Origin of the sequence: Rheinheimera sp. EpRS3, assembly GCF_001513785.1 — a bacterium.
Taxonomy (GTDB): domain Bacteria; phylum Pseudomonadota; class Gammaproteobacteria; order Enterobacterales; family Alteromonadaceae; genus Alishewanella.
The window spans coordinates 475,513-493,822 of record NZ_LNQS01000009.1; the positions used below are offsets into that span (position 1 = coordinate 475,513).

Annotated in this window: 16 protein-coding genes; 11 read left to right on the forward strand and 5 right to left on the reverse strand. The window is 52.1% G+C overall.

The window, feature by feature from the left end; all coding sequences use genetic code 11:
• Positions 1-35 precede the first annotated feature (35 nt).
• On the reverse strand, positions 36-1,058 hold the full coding sequence (locus AR688_RS14620) for an FAD:protein FMN transferase (protein WP_197412232.1): 1,023 nt from the start codon (positions 1,056-1,058) through the stop codon (positions 36-38).
• A gap of 290 nt (positions 1,059-1,348) precedes the next feature.
• Here AR688_RS14620 and kdpA point away from each other — a divergent pair, with 290 nt between their 5' ends.
• The 6 genes from kdpA (at position 1,349) to AR688_RS14650 (ending at position 9,953) form a co-directional block, all read left to right on the forward strand.
• On the forward strand, positions 1,349-3,094 hold the full coding sequence (gene kdpA / locus AR688_RS14625) for a potassium-transporting ATPase subunit KdpA (protein WP_068235403.1): 1,746 nt from the start codon (positions 1,349-1,351) through the stop codon (positions 3,092-3,094).
• Between the two features lie 19 nt (positions 3,095-3,113).
• Complete coding sequence (gene kdpB, locus AR688_RS14630; RefSeq protein WP_197412233.1) at positions 3,114-5,114, forward strand: potassium-transporting ATPase subunit KdpB; 2,001 nt, start codon at positions 3,114-3,116, stop codon at positions 5,112-5,114.
• 2 nt (positions 5,115-5,116) lie between these two features.
• On the forward strand, positions 5,117-5,731 hold the full coding sequence (gene kdpC / locus AR688_RS14635) for a potassium-transporting ATPase subunit KdpC (RefSeq protein WP_068235408.1): 615 nt from the start codon (positions 5,117-5,119) through the stop codon (positions 5,729-5,731).
• Between the two features lie 101 nt (positions 5,732-5,832).
• Positions 5,833-6,576 (forward strand): TorF family putative porin, encoded by a 744-nt coding sequence (locus tag AR688_RS14640; RefSeq protein WP_197412234.1) that lies wholly within the window; start codon positions 5,833-5,835, stop codon positions 6,574-6,576.
• A 36-nt stretch (positions 6,577-6,612) separates the two neighbouring features.
• A complete protein-coding gene (locus tag AR688_RS14645) occupies positions 6,613-9,270 on the forward strand; it encodes a sensor histidine kinase (RefSeq protein ID WP_068235415.1) in 2,658 nt (885 codons plus the stop codon).
• 5 nt (positions 9,271-9,275) lie between these two features.
• The gene (locus AR688_RS14650) at positions 9,276-9,953 is read left to right on the forward strand and encodes a response regulator (protein WP_082694795.1); all 678 of its coding nucleotides are present in this window, start codon (positions 9,276-9,278) and stop codon (positions 9,951-9,953) included.
• A 1-nt stretch (position 9,954) separates the two neighbouring features.
• On the opposite strand, the gene AR688_RS14655 is transcribed toward AR688_RS14650, so the two are convergent.
• From AR688_RS14655 to AR688_RS14665, 3 genes are read right to left on the reverse strand one after another with little or no spacing between them, the layout of a single operon-like run.
• Positions 9,955-10,629 (reverse strand): response regulator transcription factor, encoded by a 675-nt coding sequence (locus AR688_RS14655; protein ID WP_068235421.1) that lies wholly within the window; start codon positions 10,627-10,629, stop codon positions 9,955-9,957.
• Complete coding sequence (locus tag AR688_RS14660; protein WP_068235422.1) at positions 10,622-11,689, reverse strand: sensor histidine kinase; 1,068 nt, start codon at positions 11,687-11,689, stop codon at positions 10,622-10,624. Before AR688_RS14660 ends, AR688_RS14655 begins: the two co-directional genes overlap by 8 nt.
• A gap of 13 nt (positions 11,690-11,702) precedes the next feature.
• Positions 11,703-13,187, reverse strand: a complete 1,485-nt coding sequence (locus AR688_RS14665; RefSeq protein WP_068235423.1) for a TrkH family potassium uptake protein — start codon at positions 13,185-13,187, stop codon at positions 11,703-11,705.
• A 184-nt stretch (positions 13,188-13,371) separates the two neighbouring features.
• On the opposite strand from AR688_RS14665, the gene AR688_RS14670 reads away from it, so the two are divergent.
• The 5 genes from AR688_RS14670 (at position 13,372) to AR688_RS14690 (ending at position 17,507) form a co-directional block, all read left to right on the forward strand.
• Positions 13,372-14,025 (forward strand): potassium channel family protein, encoded by a 654-nt coding sequence (locus tag AR688_RS14670; RefSeq protein WP_068235953.1) that lies wholly within the window; start codon positions 13,372-13,374, stop codon positions 14,023-14,025.
• Complete coding sequence (locus AR688_RS14675; RefSeq protein ID WP_068235426.1) at positions 14,025-15,392, forward strand: TrkH family potassium uptake protein; 1,368 nt, start codon at positions 14,025-14,027, stop codon at positions 15,390-15,392. Before AR688_RS14670 ends, AR688_RS14675 begins: the two co-directional genes overlap by 1 nt.
• Positions 15,393-15,505: 113 nt before the next feature.
• A complete protein-coding gene (locus tag AR688_RS14680; protein ID WP_068235429.1) occupies positions 15,506-15,973 on the forward strand; it encodes a GNAT family N-acetyltransferase in 468 nt (155 codons plus the stop codon).
• 119 nt (positions 15,974-16,092) lie between these two features.
• Entirely contained in the window at positions 16,093-16,407 is a 315-nt protein-coding gene (locus AR688_RS14685; RefSeq protein WP_068235432.1) for an ArsR/SmtB family transcription factor, read from the forward strand.
• A gap of 47 nt (positions 16,408-16,454) precedes the next feature.
• Positions 16,455-17,507, forward strand: a complete 1,053-nt coding sequence (locus AR688_RS14690) for an alkene reductase (RefSeq protein ID WP_068235435.1) — start codon at positions 16,455-16,457, stop codon at positions 17,505-17,507.
• 114 nt (positions 17,508-17,621) lie between these two features.
• Here AR688_RS14690 and dsbB read toward each other — a convergent pair whose 3' ends face one another.
• Positions 17,622-18,158, reverse strand: coding sequence for a disulfide bond formation protein DsbB (dsbB, locus tag AR688_RS14695; protein ID WP_068235438.1), 537 nt, complete (start codon positions 18,156-18,158; stop codon positions 17,622-17,624).
• Positions 18,159-18,310: the final 152 nt, after the last annotated feature.

Sequence of the window (18,310 nt, forward strand, 5' to 3'; positions counted from 1 at the left end):
AAACCTAAGCCCTGCATTGCAGGGCTTAGTGTTTTTTACTGTTTCATTTTTGCATCAACTAACATAACTCCCGCATGTTGTTGTAACGCTGTGCTGGGTAATTCAGTTAACCCGTTATTTGTCTGGTCAATAAACAGTACGGCCAGATTAAACTGCCCGGCTACCTTACTGCCTTGCTCTGATCCCAAACACAATAACGCTGTAGACCAGGCATCGGCTTCGGTTAAATCATTATGTATCAGCGTGACTGACACCGTTTGGTGCGTTACCGGCGCTTTGCTGCGTGCATCGATGATATGGCTGTAACGCTTACCTTCGTTGTCGTAATAATGGCGGTAAGTGCCGGATGTCATAATAGCCAGCGGCGCCGTTTGCTTTACCTGTACTATTTTTTGTAACTGCTGTGCGCCCGGCAGAGGCCGCTCTATCGCTACCCGCCAATTGCTGCCATCGGGTTTGTTGCCGCGGGTTTGCAGCTCACCGCCAATTTCAATCAGGTAATTATCAATACCAAATTGTTCAGCCACCTCTGTCAACCGCTGTACCGAGTAGCCCTGGGCAATAGAGGATAAATCGATACTCAGCTTTGGCTGCTGCTTTTGCAGTGCGCTACTATTGACGACGTCAACCTTGCCGAGCCCCAGCTGCGGTGCAAGTTCGGCTAGCTGCGCCGCAGCCGGAATACTAAGCTTATCGCCACGAAAACCCCATAGCGCAAACAGTGGTTTGATGGTCGGGTCATAGCAGCCGGCTGTGGCTGCACTGATAGTTTTGGCAATGTTGACCAACCGGACTATCTCTGCACCCACTTCAATCGGGGCAGTGCTTTGGCTTTGGTTAAATTGCTCGATTACCGAGTCATCACGGTAATTAGACATCAGTTTATCCAGCCGCTGTAATTCGGCGGCAATGGCGGCTTCAAACTGTGGTTGCTCAACCGCAGCAGTGCTCCAGTAGGTCAGGCTGTAACTGGTGCCCTGGGCCGTGCCGGAAAATTTATGTAAAGCCGGTGCTTTGTCACAGCCTGCCAGGGTGAGCAGTGGCAGGGTGAATAGCAAGATTACTCTTATCAAACGCATTATCGGTTTCTCTTACGCTGTGTCAGGGCGCTTAGCATAAGTGTTTCGCCGCCGCTTTTATCCTGCTACCAGCAAAATTTTACGAAATCTTTATGCCTAACGGCCCGGGCCAACTGGAGACTTTACGCCGCTTGCGCCTATCTTTAGCGCCGTGTTGTTCACACTAAGGATATGGCAAATGGGTTGGGTTTTACTGTTGTTAGTTGGCGCATTAAGCGCTGTGTTAATCGTTGCCATGTTGGCACCTGAAAAGTTCTGAGGAGTTGGCAATGGAAGTCATATTGATTTTTACCCTGGCACTGCTGTTAGCCTGGCCGTTAGGGCACTATATGACCGGCGTATTTTCCGCCGGACCACACTGGAGTGACAAGGTTTTTATGCCGCTGGAAAACGGCATCTTTAAACTGCTGGGCGTAACGCCAACGCAGGGTATGAACTGGAAAAGCTATGGTATTGCTTTTTTAATCAGTAACCTGGTGCTGGGCATTATTGCTTATCTTATTTTGTTGTTTCAGCACGTTTTACCGTTAAATCCTAACGGTATCGAGGGACTGAGCTGGGATTTAGCGCTGCACACTGCAGTGTCGTTTTTAACCAATACCAATCAGCAACACTATTCCGGTCAGGCCCAGCTTACTTACCTGAGCCAGGGTTTCTTAATTGTTACGCTGCAGTTTGTGACACCGGCGATGGCATTGGCGGTATGTGTGGCGATACTGCGCGGCATCTTAGGCGGCCGCAATGCCGATGACGCTGCTGAGGGCGAAGAGCGTGACCTGGGCAACTATTATCAGGACACGGTGCGTGCTGTATTGCGCCTGATGCTGCCACTGGCCGCTGTGGTTGCTGTGGCCTTGTCAAGCCAGGGCGTACCCGCCAGTTACAGCGCCAGCCCCACCGTGCCGGTGCTTGAACAAGGGCAAAGCCTGTCTGAACAAAGCCTTTCTGAACAAACGATACCGCTGGGTCCTGTATCAGCCATGGTAGCGATTAAGCAACTGGGTACTAATGGTGGTGGCTGGTTTGGCCCTAACAGCAGTAACCCACAGGAAAACCCGACACCGGTCAGCAATGCCATTCAGACTATCGCTCTGGTATTGGTGCCAATGGCGGTGGTGTTTATGGCCGGCGGTATGGTGCGCCGCCGCGGTTTTACGCTGTTGTCGCTGTCGGTGATGGCGTTTTTAAGCCTGTTGTTTATTGCCCTGGCAGTGTACAGCGAGCAGCAACCGAACGCCGCCTTTACCGGACTGGCGCAGCAAGCCGGTAATATGGAAGGCAAAGAGGTGCGTTTTGGTACTGATGTCTCGGCACTGTGGGCTACCTTTACCACCCAAACCTCAAACGGCTCAGTGAATGCGATGCATGACTCGTTAAACCCGCTGGCAGGCTTGGTAACGCGCTCGGGCATGTTAATTAACGGCATCTGGGGCGGCATTGGTTGTGGTTTTGTCAATTTCCTGGTCTATGTCTGGCTGGCGGTATTTATTGCCGGATTGATGATTGGCCGCACGCCGGAGTTTTTTGGCCGTAAGCTGGAAAAGCGCGAAATAAGCTGGCTCGGCGTGCTGTTGGTGCTACCCAGTGCGGTGATCCTAACCTTTACTGCCATTACCGTGGCCTTCCCGTCACTTACCGGTAACTCTAACCCCGGCTTACACGGCATAGCGCAGGTGTTTTATGAATATACCTCGGCCTTTGCCAATAATGGCTCCGGCTTTGAAGGCCTGGGTGATAACACACCCTGGTGGAACCTTACTTGTGTAGTGGTGCTGATCCTGGGCCGTTATCTGCCGCTGGTTATTCCACTGTTGATTGCCGGTTCCTTAGCGAAAAAACGTCGGGTACCCACTACGGCCGGCACCCTGCCGCTGTTTAACCCTACCTTTGCTGTCACGCTGGTTACCGTGATCCTGGTGGTTAACTTCTTATCTTTCTTACCGTCGATGGTGCTTGGCCCTATTGGTGAAGCGCTGGAACTATCACAGCAGAGCGCTGTGGTAGCAGGTCAATAGTCGTATGCAGGTGAATAATATGAATACTAGTTCAGCATTAACACAAGCCAGCCAGCAGGCCTTTGCCAAGCTGCATCCCAGGCTGGCGTTTAAAAATCCGGTGATGTTAGTGGTGTGGGTTGCCACCGTCATTGCCATGCTGATGACAGCGCAGCAACTGGCAACTGGCGCTAGTTTTGGCTTTGCGCTGGCCAGCAGTGTGATTTTGTTTTTTACGCTGTGGTTTGCCAACTTCGCTGAGGCCATTGCTGAAGCACGCGGCCGTGACCAGGCCGCCAGCTTAAAAGCTACCCGGCGCGATCTGACGGCGGTAAAACTTGACAGCACAGGTGAGCGCAGAATATCAGCCAGCGAGCTTAAAGCCGGTGACAACATTCTGGTGCAGGCCGGTGAGCTTATTCCGGCAGACGGCGAGATTGTGATTGGTGTGGCCAGCATTAATGAGTCGGCCTTAACCGGTGAGTCGGCACCGGTGCTGCGCGAAGCCGGCACCGATCACTCCGGTGTTATCGCCGGCACCAAAGTACTCAGCGGCACTATTACCGTGCAGGTTACCGCCGAATCAGGCCACAGCTTTCTGGATAAAATGATCCGTCTGGTAGAAGGTACTAACCGGCAGAAAACCCCGAACGAGTTGGCGCTAACGGTATTGCTGTCGGCGCTGACGCTGGTGTTTTTAATTGCGGTAGCCACTTTGCCGGCCATGGCAAGCTTTGTCGGCATTGAGCTGGACTGGCTGATGCTGATTGCGCTGGTGGTGTGTTTAATTCCTACCACTATTGCCGGTTTACTGCCTGCCATCGGTATTGCCGGTATGAACCGTGCGCTGGCGGCCAATGTAATTGCCAAATCCGGTAAAGCGGTGGAAGTGGCCGGTGATATAGACACCCTGCTGCTGGATAAAACCGGCACTATTACCTTTGGTGACCGCCAGGCCACAGCATTTTTGCCACTGCCGGGGGTTGCGCAGGCAGAGCTTATCAAAGCCGCGCTGTGGTGCTCATTACAAGATCCGACCCCGGAGGGTAAATCTGTGGTGCGCCTCGCCAACGAGCTGGACTATGCCTCACCGGCGTTGGCTGACAGCGATGAGTTTACCCCGTTCAGCGCGCAGACCCGGTTGTCGTCTATCCATTTGGCCAGTGGCGAGCAGTTTGTTAAAGGTGCTGCCGATGCAGTAAAAAGCTGGGCTAAACGCCAGGGCTTGTCAGTACCCATTGGTTTAGATCCGATAGTGATGAAGGTGGCGCAGCAAGGTGCTACACCGCTTTTGGTGGCAAGCAACCACCGCGTGCTGGGGGTTATCCAGTTATCCGATGTGATTAAACCCGGCGTGGCAGAGCGTTTTGCCAAGCTACGTGCCATGGGCGTGCGCACAGTAATGGTTACCGGCGACAACCCTATTACGGCCGGTGCTATTGCCGCAGCCGCCGGGGTGGATGATTTTGTCGCTGAAGCCAAACCGGAAGACAAACTGGCGCTTATTCGCAAAGAGCAGGCGCAGGGCCGCTTGGTGGCCATGGTTGGTGATGGCACCAACGACGCCCCGGCACTGGCGCAAGCCGATGTTGGTCTGGCGATGAATTCCGGCACCCAGGCGGCGAAAGAGGCCGGCAATATGGTGGATCTGGATTCTGATCCAACTAAGTTGCTGTCGGTGGTGGAAGTGGGCAAACAAATGCTTATTACCCGCGGCGCCTTAACCACCTTTTCGCTGGCGAATGATATTGCCAAGTACTTTGTTATCGTGCCGGCGGTGTTTGCCACTGCCATGCCTGGCATTGCTGCGCTGAATATTATGCAACTGCCGGATCCGAAAATAGCTGTGCTGTCAGCACTGGTATTTAACGCCTTAATTATTCCGGCGCTTATTCCGCTGGCACTAAAAGGCGTAAAAATTAAAGCGATTAGCGCAGAAAAGTTATTACGTAACAATATGTTGATCTACGGCTTGGGCGGTGTGGTGCTGCCTTTTATTGCCATCAAACTGATTGATGTACTACTGAACGGGGTATTTTAACCATGAGTATTATTCAACCCGGCTTTAGCCAAAACCCTGCTGAATCTTCGGCAAACTTACGCCCGGCGCTGGGGCTGGCGCTGGTGATGCTGGCAATCTGTGGCGGTATTTACAGTGCAGCGGTTACCGCTATTAGTGGTGCTTTGTTTCCACAGCAGGCCAACGGCAGTTTAATCAGCCAGAACGGCAAATTGGTTGGCTCGGCGCTGGTGGCGCAGCCTTTTAGCGCAGAGCACTACTTTCATGGCCGGCCCAGCAGCGTGGGTACCGACCCTATGGCAACCGGCGGCAGCAATTTAGCGCCGTCTAACCCGCAGTTACGCCAAAGGGTGGCGCAAACCAGTGCTGAGCTAACCGCGCGCTACCAGGTTGCCGCTACAGACTTGCCGGTAGATTTACTCGCCAGCTCCGGCTCGGGTGTCGACCCGCATATTTCGCCGACAGCCGCCATGCTGCAATTGCAGCGTGTTGCTGCAGCGCGCGGTATTTCGCCAGCGCAGTTGGAACAACTGGTGCAGCAACACACCGAGCTGGCGCAGTGGGGCCTGTTTGGCCAATCACGGGTCAATGTGTTGCTGCTAAACCTGGCGCTGGATGCACAACATCCGCTGCCATAAGTGACTTATTTTAGCCGGTTGTTACACGGGGCAACCGGCTGCTACCCGCGCAACAGGCTGCTGGTGGTTGTTTTTCCCGTTTCTTTATGCAGGAATTTATTATGCGTTTAGTATTATCTGTTTTATCCGGTTCGGTATTGGCTGTCGCCGCCGCTGCCGTATTTGCTCTGCCATCAGTTGCTAAGGCCACTGAAATCAGTAGCAGCGGTGCTGTGCTGTTTACCTCTGATTATTTATACCGCGGTATTTCGCAAACCGACGAAGGCCCGGCGTTGCAGGGTAGCTTAACGCTAAGCCACGATGATGGCTGGTATGTCAGCGCCTGGGGCTCGAATATTCAATTTGGTGACGGCAGTATGGAGCTTGATATATCGCTTGGCCGCAGCTGGTCGTTAAATGATAACTGGGCGCTGGATGTCGGCCTGATGCAGTATCGCTACCCCGAGGGCGATAACGACGCTACAGGTTTTAACTTTTTTGAAGGCTACGCCAAACTCAGTTATCAGGATTGGCAGCTCGGTTTAGCAGTTACCGATGACTATTTTGGCACCGGTGTCGGCAAATTCTGGTATCTGACCGCCGGCTGGCAGCAAAGCCTGAGCGAACAACTTCAGCTTAATTGGCATATTGGGTACAATAAGTTTGCCGATGCGGCTGAGTTTCAAACCTTTCTGGGCTCAGATGTGCGTGATGGTTCCGGCTATACCGACTGGAGCCTGACATTAGCGACACAGCAACTGGGTGTTGACTGGTCACTGGGTTATGCCGGTACCTCCATCAATAGTGCGGCCTGCAATGCGCTGTGTGATAATCGCTGGGTATTTAGCCTGGGCAAAAGCTTTTAATCCAGATTATTTGCTAAGTTAATAAGGATAGACGCCGTGGCACAAGATGTACGCAGCCAAAAAGCCGATGCGCTACTTAAAAGCCTGCAACAGCAGCAGGGCGGGCAACTAAAGATATTTTTAGGTGCAGCGCCCGGCGTAGGTAAAACCTGCGCCATGTTAAATGCCGCCAAAGAGTGTATGCAGCAGGGCGTTAAGGTAACAGTGGGCCTGATTGAAACCCACGGCCGCGCTGATACCGAAGCCATGCTGCAAGGCTTTAGCTTCTTGCCACGGCGTGAACTTAACTATCATGGCCAACAGCTGACCGAGTTTGATTTGGATGCCGCACTGGCTGCCAAGCCGGAACTTATTCTGGTAGACGAGTTGGCGCATACCAATGTGCCCGGTAGCCGGCATAAGCGGCGCTATCAGGACATTGCTGAGCTGCTGTCTGCCGGTATTAATGTGTATACCACGCTAAATGTGCAACATATTGCCAGCCTGAACGATTTGGTGCTGCAAATCAGTGGCGTGCGGGTAAGTGAAACCGTGCCGGATCAGTTTATCGACCAGGCACAGCAACTGGTGTTTGTTGATTTAGCGCCGAATCATCTGCTGGATCGTCTGGCGCAGGGCAAAGTCTATCTGGCCGATTATGCGCAGCAGGCAGTACAGCAGTTTTTCCAACTGGAAACCCTGACAGCGCTGCGCGAAATGGCGATGAAGCTGGTAATGGGCCATGTCGATAGCCAGCTGAAAACCGAGCAGGACGCCAAAGCACGCAGCAGTGATTACCTGATTAAAGATAAACTGCTGGTATTAATATCTAACCGCCGCGACCATGAATACCTGATCCGCATTGGCCGGCGTATGGCCGAAAAACGCCAGACGCCCTGGCTGGTGGTGTGGGTCGATACCGGCCAGTTGCAATACCAGGCCGCGCAAAAACGGCTGCAATCGGCTTTTGCGCTGGCACGGGAGCTGGGCGCACAAACAGAAATTCTGCGCGGCCCGTCAACCTTGCAAACCATACTGCCTTATCTGGCAGAGCACCGGATTAATACGGTATTGGTAGGTGCCGGCACTAAACGGCGCTTTCAGCCCTGGCGTAAGCCGTTGTATCAGCAGCTTATTAACAGCGGCTTACCGCTGGAAGTGTCAGTCTGGCGTGCTGCTGAGCGCAGTAGTTTGCCGGCTTCAGCAGCGCAAGCGTCTACCACCTTTGGCCAAAAGGCAGGCTATGTTTACGGCCTGCTGTATACCGCTATCGCCAGCCTGGTGGTGCTGGGGTTAAGTAGCTGGTTGCAAAGCGGCAATTTGGTGCTGGTGTATGTGTTGTCGGTAGTAGTATGCGGCCTTAAATATGGCGCACGGCCGGCCATTTTTACCGCTGTATTATCATTTTTAAGCTTTAACTTTTTCCTTACCGAGCCTTATTACACCTTTTTCGTCAATAAAAACGCTGATATTGCCACCTTGCTGTTTATGCTTGTTATCGGTGTGGTGTGTGGCCCGGCCGCATCCCGAATACGCCGGCAGTTTCTGCTGTTAAAAGAAGCCAATCGCTACAGCGAATTGCAGCGTGATTTTGCCCAGCAACTTACTGTTATTAATCAGCCGGATGAACTGTGGGCTACGTTGGCGACGCAATTAAGCCAGGCATTACATTGCCCGGTGCACATAGTGGCAACAACCGAACAGCAACAGATTATACCCGCGTTAAAACAACCGCTGCAGGCGTTGGACCAGGCGATGATCGACTGGTGTCAGCGCCATCAACAACGGGCCGGCCGCTTTAGTGAAACCCTAAACGCCAGTGACTGGACTGCCTTTGCGCTGACGGCGCAGGAGAAAACAGTAGCGGTGTTGTTAGTGCAATTTTCACCGGCGCAGCAACTGCTGCGGCCGGACGATACCGACCTGTTGACCAGCTTAAGCCAGCAAGCCTTTAACGTGTGGCAGCGTATGCAGTTAAATACTGAACTGGAAAGCTCTAAACTCAAGGCCGAAATGGAACAATTGCGCTCAGCGCTGCTATCGTCGGTATCGCATGATTTACGCTCGCCGTTATCAGCCATGATGGGCAGTGCCGAGAGCCTGCAAATGCTGGACAATCAGTTATCTGCGGAGGATCGCAAAGAGCTGCTGGATACCATAGTGCAGGAAAGCGGGCGGCTGGACAGGTATATTCAGAACCTGCTGGATATGACGCGGCTGGGCCACGGTACGTTAAAACTGGAACGTGATTGGGTGTCGGTAGCCGACATTATTGGCAGTGCACGCCAAAGGTTAAAGCGTTTTTTCCCCGAGGTAGAATTAACTTATCAGTCGGAACCTGATATGCCGCTGCTGTATGTGCATGCGGCACTGCTGGAGCAGGGTATTTTTAATATTCTGGAAAATGCCGCCAAATACAGCCCGCCGGGCGAGCCGGTATTGGTGTTTGTCAGCCATAAAGCCAATATCTGCCGCATTGAAATTGAAGACAGTGGCCCGGGCATTGCTGAATCGCTGCGGGAAAAAGTGTTTGATATGTTTTATGTGGTCGCCGACGGTGACAGTAAGCGGCATAATACCGGCATGGGACTGGCGATTTGCCGTGGTATGATTGGCGCTCACGGTGGCACAGTAAAAGCCGATGCCGCCCGTGTGGGCAGCGGCTCGCGTTTTATTATTGACTTACCTTTACCTGAAGCTCAGGCCGGAGATTAACGCTATTGTCGGCGCATATTTTAGTTATTGATGATGAAAGCCAAATTCGCAAAATGCTGCGCATTGCGCTGAAAAGTGTCGGTTATCAGGTATCTGAGGCCGAATCGGTGGCCACCGGCCTGGCCGCGACGGTACGTCAGCAGCCGGATTTAGTGGTGCTGGATCTTGGCCTGCCCGATGGCAATGGGTTAGAGCTGCTGACTGAGCTGCGCAGCTTTTCTAAGGTGCCGGTGATTATATTATCGGTACGCAGCGGCGACGCTGATAAGGTACAAGCGCTGGATATCGGCGCTCAGGACTTTGTTACCAAACCTTTTAGTGTGGAAGAATTGCTGGCCAGGATAAGAGCGCAGTTACGCGACCGCCTGCCCGACACAACACCGGCATTGCTGGATGATGGTTATCTTAAAATTGATCTGGCACGGCGCCTGGTGTGTTGCAACGGTGAGGTTGTTGATTTGACACCAAAAGAATATGCGGTGCTGGCCAAACTGGCGCGGCATCGACAGTGCGTGATCACACAAAAACAATTGCTGGAAGAAATCTGGGGCCCCAGTCATGGTCAGGATACGCATTATCTGCGCATTGTGGTCAGCCATATCCGGCAGAAAATAGGCGACGACCCCACCACACCGCGCTACTTAATCACCGAGGCCGGTATCGGTTACCGGCTGATGTTGTGATTCAGGTCATTTTAAGCCGGTAGCCGACGCCGGGCTCGGTTTTCAGGTATACCGGTGCGGCCGGGGTGTCTTCCAGTTTTTGCCGTAGCTGTGCCATATGTACCCGCACATATTCCGGCCGGTCGGTATAGGTTTTACCCCATACCTGAGTCAGGATCTGGTTGTGGGTCAGTACTTTATCGGCATGGCGCATCAGCAAAAGCAAAATATCATATTCGGTTTTGGTCAGGTGTACTTCAGCACCGGCGCGGCTAACCTGACGTAGCACCGGGTCCAGCCTGATATCACCAAAACTGAATGCCTGCTGCTGTGGCGTATTATGGCGTAAGTTCGCCCGAACGCGTGCCAGCAGCTCTGCCGCACTAAAGGGTTTGGTGACATAGTCGTTAGCGCCGTTATCCAGCGCCTGCACTTTGTCCTGCTCACGGTGGCGGGCGGAAATGACTATTACCGGCGTGTCGCACCAGCTGCGTAATTGTGCCAGCCACAGCTGGCCGTCCATATCTGCCAGGCCTAAATCCAGCAAAATTAAATCTACCGGCTGTTGCACCAGATGCTGCAAAGCGGCGATACCTTCACTAAAGCTATACACCTGATGCTGCTGGGTTTTAAGTAAGGTGCCAAGAAAGCTTTGCATCGCCGGGTCGTCTTCCAGCACCAGTATTGTTTCAGCCATGCTGTACTCCGTTGTTACTGGTTAGCGGCCAGCTTAGCAGGGCAGTAACACAAGCGTGCTCTGTGTCGTGCTGCAAACTAAAGTCGCCGTTATGTAAATGCATCACTGCTTTGCAAATCGCGGTGCCAAGGCCGGTGCCACTGTCCCGCTGCACGTTACGTTTAGGCGCTGCAGCATTGCAAACGCTTAGCATAAAATGGCCGTTTTGCTGGGTAAAATTAATGCTAACCGGGGCCTGGCCGTGTTTGACCGCGTTTTCCAGCATATTCGCCAAGGCGATTTCCAGCAAGGTGGCGTCGGCAAAGCAGTCGGCTGTGCTAAGCTGCACATCAAACGGCTGAGTGGTCAGTAAGGCGGCGCGCCTGGCAATGGCGGCTGAGATTACATCGGTAACGGCAAGCGATTCCAGCTGCATAGTGCTTTGCGGTTGCTGCACCCGGCTTAGCTCCATGACTTTGTCAAAGTGCTCGCTAAGCAGGCTGCTCTGGCGGTAAATATTGCCGGCCTGCTCACGCACTTCTGCTTCGCTAAGCTGAAGTTCTTTATCGGCCAGCATGCTGGAGGCGCCCATAATGGTGGCCAGCGGTGTGCGTAAATCATGTGAAATAGAGCGCAGCATCATAGCGCGGCTGTGTTCAAGCTCGGCCTGCATCCGGGCCTGGCGTGTTTTACCGGCCAATAGCTGGCGCTGGCGCATATGTTTTTTCGCCCGTGCCAGTTCAACGCGTAAACGGCCGGATAACCTGCCAATAAAAATGCCCAGCAGTAGCATCACAATAAAGGTGATTAGATAGTCAATGTGGTGCACATATAAGGTGTAGTAGGGCGCCACAAAAAGAAAATCCAGCAGCACCACGCTGTTAATGGTGGTAATAATGGCCCAGCGCTGCCCGGCCTGCTGCGCTATCCAGGTTACCCACAATAGTTGCAGCATGGCCACATCTGTGGTGGTCAGTAATGCTCTGGCAGGTAACAATGCCAGCGTAATTAACAGCGGAACAACAAGCGCCAGCAGTAATAGCTGCCACATGGCATAATGCCCGCTTTGCAGTAATTTCATTGGTGGTATCAACTCAGTAGCGCCAGTACATAGGCGTAAATAACAGTAACATAGTTAAAATTTCCAGTCGCCCCAGTAACATACCCAGGGTTAAACTCCATTTTGCGCCATCCGGCAAGGACGCAAAGTTACCGGCCGGGCCGATAATATCACCCAAACCGGGGCCAACGTTACTGACAGCCGTAGCGGCAGCGGTGATCGCGGTAACAAAATCCAGGTTAAACATCGACAGCACCAATGCCAGTATGGCTATGGTAGCAAAATAAACAAAGGCGAACGCCAGTACTGCGCCAAGCAGCGCATCGTCTACTTTTTTGCTGCCATATTTTTGTGTCCAGATAGCGTTGGGATGGATCAGTAAATTTAATTGTTTCAGCAATAAATAACCGGCCAGCTGGGTACGGAAAATCTTTAAACCGCCCGAGGTTGAGCCAGAGCAGCCGCCACTAAACGTCAGGTAAAAAAACAGCACTACCGCCATACTGCCCCAGAGCGAATAGTCCTCAGAGGCATAACCGCAGGTGGTGATCACCGACACTACATTAAACAGGGTGTGTGTCAGGGCATCCAGCCAGGGCCTGTCGTGATGCTGTATCTGATACAAGGTTAGCATCAGGGTAACGGCCAGCACTACCGCCAGAAATGCCTTTACCTGTGGATCGCGCAGCAAAGCCCATTTGTCACCTTTGGCCATACCAACAAACAACACAAAGGGCAGCGCTGCCATTGTCATCCATAAACTGGCCAGCCACAGTAGCCAGGGCTTGTCATTAAAGTAGCCGAACGAGGCATCATAATTAGCAAAACCGCCGGTGGCGGCCGATGTCATGGCATGGGTAATAGCATCAAACCACGACATACCACCAATAGCGTAGCTAAGGGCCGCCGCCGCGCTGATGCTTAAATACACCAGCAGAATATAGGCCGACAAACTGCTGCTGCGTGGCAGTATTTTTTCAGAAATGTCCGAGCTTTCGGTTTTAAACAGCTTCATACCGCCAATTTTCAGGGCCGGCAAAATGGCAATCGCCATTACGATAATGCCGATGCCGCCAATCCATTGCAGCAGCGCGCGCCAGAACAACACGCCCCTTGGCATGGTATCCAGGCCGCTTAAGACGGTAGAGCCGGTGGTGGTAATGGCCGATACCGTTTCAAACCAGGCGTCGGTAACGCTAAGGCCGGGAATACTCAGGTAAAGCGGCAACGCCGAAAACACGCAAATCGTTAGCCAGCAAAGCGTGGTGAGTAAAAACAAATACCGTTTTTTTAGCTGCACAACGCCGCCAGAGCGCACAACCAGCATGCTACCGGCAACGGCCGTAATACAGGCCGATAATAAAAAGCTCCAGAAAGCTTTGTCGGCCAGGCTAAAGCTGACAATGGTGGTGAGCAGTTGTGCGCCGCTCAGGCTAAGCAGTAAATAGCCAATAACCCGGTAGAAGAAATGCCTGTTGCCGGTGTCGGTACCGGCAAAAGAGTAGGAGTAGGTCGACATAAGGTACTGCGGTCAGGCGGGTTGGTAGGTAAAGCCTAACGATTTTGGCTGCTTGATGCTGTAAAGCTTTTCTAAAGATTAGGCGGCTGATTATAAAGATTTTATAAAGATTGGTACCAAGCCGCAGACAGCCGCCCGGTTTGGGTTTTTAATGCGGACTATTTTTCATAGTGGCACAGTTAAAATGGCACAATTTGCAGTAATAGGGCTGGGCCGGTTTGGCTCAGCCGCATCACTTGAATTGATGCGCCTGGGGCATCAGGTGATTGGCATTGATAGCAATAGTAAGTTTATTAACCGTCTGGCAGATCAGCTAAGCCATGCCGTAATAGCCGATGCCACTGATGAGCTGGCGTTGCAAGAGCTGGATATTGCCGGTTGTGATGCAGTGCTGGTGGCCATTGGCGAAAACCTTGAGGCCAGCATTTTATGTGTGCTGAACCTGAAAAATATCGGTGTTAGCCAGGTTTGGGTAAAAGCCACCTCTAAAGCACACCATATGATTTTATCGCGACTCGGCGTAAGCCGGATTATTCACCCGGAAGAGGAGATGGGCGTTAAAGTTGCGCAGGCGCTGAACTACCCGATGGTAAGCCAGTATATGGCGCTGGGAAATAACCAGTATCTGGTTGAGATTGATGTAAGCCCGCGTCTTGAAGGGCATCGCATTAATGAGTTACTGGCCGAGGGCGCCGCTTTTGTCAAAGTGGTGCTGGTAAAGCGGCGCGACAAACTGCTATCACCTGTAGCAACAGATTTTGTGTTAGAGCGCCATGACAGCCTGATACTGGCCGGCAGCCTGGAAATTCTTAAATCACTGGCACCTAAGCTAAGCTGATGAAAAACTGGCTACCGCAATTCCTGCCTTATATTCGTCGCAGGCCATTATCGTCGCGCACGCTAAGCTTAAGCCCACCTGCGGTGTTAGCGCTGGGGTTTGCTGGTTTGATAGTACTTGGCGCGCTGTTATTGTCGTTACCCGCAGCAACAACGGCACCGCTTAACCTGCTACAAGCCTTATTTACTGCAACATCGGCAGTAACGGTAACCGGCCTGGTGGTAGTGGATACCGGTACACATTTTACGCTATTTGGCCAACTGGTTATTGCGGCACTTATCCAGGCCGGTGGGTTAGGGTTTATGACATTTGCCGTGGTGGCGGTAATTAGCCTGGGCGCAAAAATTGGCCTGACACAGCAAAAAATTGCTCAGGAAGCCATGAGCCAAACCAGCCTGGCGCAGGTGGTACAAATTGCCAAGGCGGTATTGCTGTACTCTGTGGTTATTGAACTGGCCGGTATTTTGCTGCTAACGCTGACATGGTATCGCGAGCTTGGCCTGGCCACAGCAAGCTGGCATGCGGTGTTTTATACTATATCGGCCTTTAATAATGCCGGCTTTGCCCTTAGCAGCGACAGCCTGATGCCTTATGCCGGTAATATTGCAGTGAATATGATTATCAGCAGCTTGTTTATTATTGGTGGTATCGGTTTTACCGTGCTGATCGATCTGAAAAAACAACAGCGCTGGCGTTTACTCAGTGTGAATACCCGTATTGTTCTGCTATCTACACTGATTATCAATGTCATCGCCTTTTTGCTGCTGTGGATATTAGAGGCAAATAACCCGGCCACGCTGGCTAATTTGTCGGTAAAAGATCAGGCACTGGCAGCCTGGTTTCAGGCGGTAACGCCGCGTACGGCCGGTTTTAACACCCTGGATTACAGCCAGATGACAGACGCCAGCAATGTGCTGACCTTACTGCTGATGTTTATCGGCGGCGGCTCGCTCAGTACTGCCAGCGGTATTAAACTGGGCACCTTTGTTATTTTAATTATGGCAACCTATGCCTTTTTACGCCGCCGTGATGATGTGACCTTGCTCCGGCGCACTATACCCAATGCACAGGTACTGAAGGCACTGGCGCTGACATTTGTTTCTATGGCATTGGTGTTTATCGCTATTTTTGTGTTAACCGCGCTGGAAAAAGCACCTTTTCTTGATATTGCCTTTGAAGCGGTATCAGCCCTTAGCACCGTAGGGTTATCCAGAGGACTGACCGGCAACCTCAGTGTGCCGGGCCAGTGTGTCATTATCTTTCTGATGATTGCCGGAAGGCTGGGGCCGCTAACGCTGGCGTATTTTCTCGCTACACCTAAACAGCGTAAAACCAGCTATGCCGACACCAAAATTCAGGTCGGTTAAGCGGGCCTGGCTAAACTAAAGCCACGGCAAGGCTAAGACAAAATCCTGCCGGGGCATAGGCTGCAGCAGGTTGCTCTGCTATGCTGCCGGCGGTTTTTGTCAGAGGCTAAATAATGTACCACATTCGATCCTACCAACCCGGCGAAGAGCCGCTACTGCGCGAGCTGTTTTATAACACGGTGCATAACGTTAACCAGCGTGATTACAGTGTTGAGCAGCGCGAAGCCTGGGCGCCACAGCGTTATGACGCTAATGTCTGGGCAGCGCGCCTGGCGCAAAGCGAGCCTTTTGTCGCACTAAACAACGAAGAAATTGTCGGCTTTGCCGATGTGCAAACAGACGGCTATATCGACTTTTTCTTCTGCCATCAGGCGTATCAGGGTAAGGGCGTGGGCAAAGCATTAATGAAACACCTGCTGAAAACCGGCAAACGCTATGGCGTAAAACGCTTTTACGCGGATGTCAGCATTACCGCTAAGCCATTTTTTCAGCATTACGGCTTTGAAGTGGTGCGCCAGCAGCAAAAAGAAGTGCGCGGTGCAGTGCTAACGAATTTTTTAATGGAAAAGCGAACACTCTGACCGTCCTGACGGTCAGCTAATTTTACAAATCCTAATTTAACTTAAACCCAGCCCTTGAAATGCCTTTGCCCTAACCACATATATCGTTGCATCGCGATATATAAATTAAAGATGAGCGTATGACGGCACTTAACCCAAAACAAATAGATGACCTGATAAAGGCGGTGGCGCATCCGGTGCGGCGCGATATTTTGCACTGGCTAAAAACGCCGGAGCAGTATTTTGCTGATCAGGACCATCCGCTGAGCCTCGGCGTATGCGCCGGTAAAATTGAACGTAAAACCGGCTTGTCACAAAGCACGGTGTCAGCCCATTTGGCTACTTTGCAACGGGCCGGTGCTATTACCAGCCAGAAAGTAGGGCAGTGGCATTTTTTTAAACGGGATGAGGTGCTGATCCAGCAGTTTCTGGCACAGATCAGCAGCCAGCTCTAAGTAACAAGTTTTAATTACACAGCAGCTTAACCACACAGGATTATATTATGACAACACTATTCGACCCGATAAAAGTAGGCGATTTACAGTTACCCAACCGCATTATCATGGCGCCATTAACTCGCTGCCGTGCCAGTGAGGGCCGTGTGCCAAATGAGCTGATGGCAGAATATTATGTGCAGCGCGCCAGTGCCGGGCTTATTTTAACCGAGGCCACTTCTGTTACGCCAATGGGCGTGGGTTACCCCGATACGCCGGGTATTTGGTCAGACGAGCAAGTTGCCGGCTGGAGTAAAATTACTGCCGCAGTACATAACGCCGGTGGCCGCATTGTATTGCAGTTATGGCATGTTGGCCGTATCTCTGATCCGCATTATTTAGACGGCCAGTTGCCGGTTGCCCCAAGCGCCATAGCTGCAGAAGGTCACGTTAGTTTAATGCGGCCGAAAAAGCAGTACGTTACGCCAAGAGCACTGGAAACTAACGAGATTGCCGGTGTTGTTGAAGCCTACCGCCTGGGGGCTGAAAATGCGAAAAAAGCCGGTTTTGACGGCGTGGAAATCCACGGTGCCAACGGCTATTTACTGGACCAGTTTTTACAGGACAGCACCAATAAACGCACCGACAACTACGGCGGCAGTATTGAGAACCGTGCCCGTTTAATGCTGGAAGTAACCGATGCTGCTATTGGCGTGTGGGGCGCTGGCCGCGTGGGTATGCATTTAGCGCCACGCGCAGATGCACACACTATGGGCGACTCGCACCGTGCCGATACCTTTGGTTATGTAGCGCAGCAGTTAGGCAAGCGCGGTATCGCCTTTATTTGTGCCCGCGAAGCACAGGGCGATGACAGCCTGGGGCCACAACTAAAACAGCAATTTGGTGGTGTGTATATCGCCAACGAGAAATTTGATAAAGCCTCGGCTAATGCTGCCCTGGCAGCAGGTACGGCCGATGCGGTAGCCTTTGGTGTGCCTTATATTGCTAACCCCGATTTAGTGCAGCGCTTTGCCAAAGATGCGCCATTAAATACGCCTAAGCCAGAGCTGTTTTATGCCAGTGGCGCTGAAGGTTATACCGATTATCCTGCGTTTAGCTAAGACGAGAACCGGCTTGCCCTAAGCCAACCGTTGAAGGCATGGATGCCTGAGTCGAGCCCCCAGGGAGGGGTCTACGGCGTGTTGGCGTGGGCAAATCGGTTCGTGCTCTGGTTACTAATCGCGATAAGGGTTGTTGCTAATCCGTACCGGCTGGCTTAGCAGCAATATTGCTGCTATTACGGCATAAATCCAAAGCGATACCGCACTCCAGAATGCCATACTTTTATCTAAAAACTGCCAGCTGGTGTCACCACAACTGCCGGTGGGTTCAAACACCGCAGGCAGCCACTGATCCAACGGCATCCAGGTAGGAAACTCAGCAAACAGCGCGCAACTGAAAAAGCCGCCTTCTGCCAGCAGTTGCTCAATGTGTAACAGCTCGTTGGCTTGCATAATGCCAAAACCGGCAGCTGCAAGCGCGCCAAACAGGGCTAGTAGCCTGAACAAGGCATTGGCAGGCGCCAGTAAACCAATAATGGCGGCCACTAGCACACCAGCAAAAGCACTGCGAATATAAATGCATTTAATACAAGGCTGTAAGTTTAGCCCGTACTGAAAATACAGCGCGCTGGCCAATAATCCCAGGCAGGACAATATCAGCAGCATCCAGAGCCAGCGCTGCATAGATAAACGTTTGATTTTTTGTAGCATTTTTTATCCTTCTGACGGGAATTTTCTTCAGCTGTGGTTAATCTACGGTATTTAAGCGTAATGCACAATCCGGCTGCGGTGTCGGGCTAATTTAGAAGGGTGGCTTGTTAACTGTTGGCGCTCTGGTACAATCAGTCAACTTTTTTTCTGAA

Bases quoted from the DNA above. Each gene is read 5' to 3' on its own strand.
- kdpA (WP_068235403.1), top strand. From the start codon at position 1,349: ATGGAAGTCATATTGATTTTTACCCTGGCACTGCTGTTAGCCTGGCCG.
- kdpB (WP_197412233.1), top strand. From the start codon at position 3,114: ATGAATACTAGTTCAGCATTAACACAAGCCAGCCAGCAGGCCTTTGCC.
- kdpC (WP_068235408.1), top strand. From the start codon at position 5,117: ATGAGTATTATTCAACCCGGCTTTAGCCAAAACCCTGCTGAATCTTCG.
- AR688_RS14640 (WP_197412234.1), top strand. From the start codon at position 5,833: ATGCGTTTAGTATTATCTGTTTTATCCGGTTCGGTATTGGCTGTCGCC.
- AR688_RS14655 (WP_068235421.1), bottom strand. From the start codon at position 10,629: ATGGCTGAAACAATACTGGTGCTGGAAGACGACCCGGCGATGCAAAGC.
- AR688_RS14660 (WP_068235422.1), bottom strand. From the start codon at position 11,689: ATGAAATTACTGCAAAGCGGGCATTATGCCATGTGGCAGCTATTACTG.
- AR688_RS14665 (WP_068235423.1), bottom strand. From the start codon at position 13,187: ATGTCGACCTACTCCTACTCTTTTGCCGGTACCGACACCGGCAACAGG.
- AR688_RS14670 (WP_068235953.1), top strand. From the start codon at position 13,372: ATGGCACAATTTGCAGTAATAGGGCTGGGCCGGTTTGGCTCAGCCGCA.
- AR688_RS14675 (WP_068235426.1), top strand. From the start codon at position 14,025: ATGAAAAACTGGCTACCGCAATTCCTGCCTTATATTCGTCGCAGGCCA.
- AR688_RS14680 (WP_068235429.1), top strand. From the start codon at position 15,506: ATGTACCACATTCGATCCTACCAACCCGGCGAAGAGCCGCTACTGCGC.
- AR688_RS14685 (WP_068235432.1), top strand. From the start codon at position 16,093: ATGACGGCACTTAACCCAAAACAAATAGATGACCTGATAAAGGCGGTG.
- AR688_RS14690 (WP_068235435.1), top strand. From the start codon at position 16,455: ATGACAACACTATTCGACCCGATAAAAGTAGGCGATTTACAGTTACCC.
- dsbB (WP_068235438.1), bottom strand. From the start codon at position 18,158: ATGCTACAAAAAATCAAACGTTTATCTATGCAGCGCTGGCTCTGGATG.